General features: G+C 69.6%; 1 protein-coding gene. It reads right to left on the bottom strand.

Going from position 1 to position 652, the window contains the following annotated elements:
- Positions 1-652: formyltransferase family protein (locus tag B5G43_RS16875; protein WP_143382906.1), on the bottom strand; the 652-nt coding region annotated here is incomplete at both ends.

Here is a 652-nt window from a genome sequence, read left to right on the forward strand (position 1 = left end):
CCAGGCGCACCTCGCCCCGCACCACGGTGATGGTCTCCTCCTCGGTGCGGAAGAGGCACCCGTACCCGGCGAAGGCCCGCACCACCCGGTCGGCCCGCTCGGCCCGGTCGTCGGGGGTGATGGTGCGCTCCTCGTCGCTGGGCTCCGGCCAGTACTCCCCGCCGCTCTGGGGGGTGGCCTCCGCCCACAGTCGGTCGAAGTCGGCCACACAGGCCTTCACCAGCTTGGGGGCCAGGGCGCGGATGGTGTCCGTCATGGTGATGAGGTCGTCCCGACGGGTCACCGGGAAGGCCTCCTGGAGGAGGATGTCCCCGGCGTCCAGGTCGTACACCACTTTATGGAGGGTGATCCCGCTCTCGGTGAGGCCCTTCAGGATGGTACAGGGCATGGGCCAGGGCCCACGGCCCACCGGCAGCAGGGCCGGGTGGACGTTGACGCACCGCAGGGAGGTCTCCGCCGGGATGCGGTAGATGTACCCGGCGGAGAAGAGGGCCTCGCAACCGGCGGCGGCCAGCGCTTCCAGATCGTCGGCGGTGATGCGCTGGTCGGTCCAGGGGATGTTCCGCGCCTCGGCAAAGGCCACCACCTGGCGGTTGAACTCGTATTCATTGTCGGTGGGGTAGGTGAACACCTTCATCACGGTGCACCCCGC

Origin of the sequence: Flavonifractor sp. An92, assembly GCF_002159175.1 — a bacterium.
In the GTDB taxonomy this organism is placed as follows: domain Bacteria; phylum Bacillota; class Clostridia; order Oscillospirales; family Oscillospiraceae; genus Pseudoflavonifractor_A.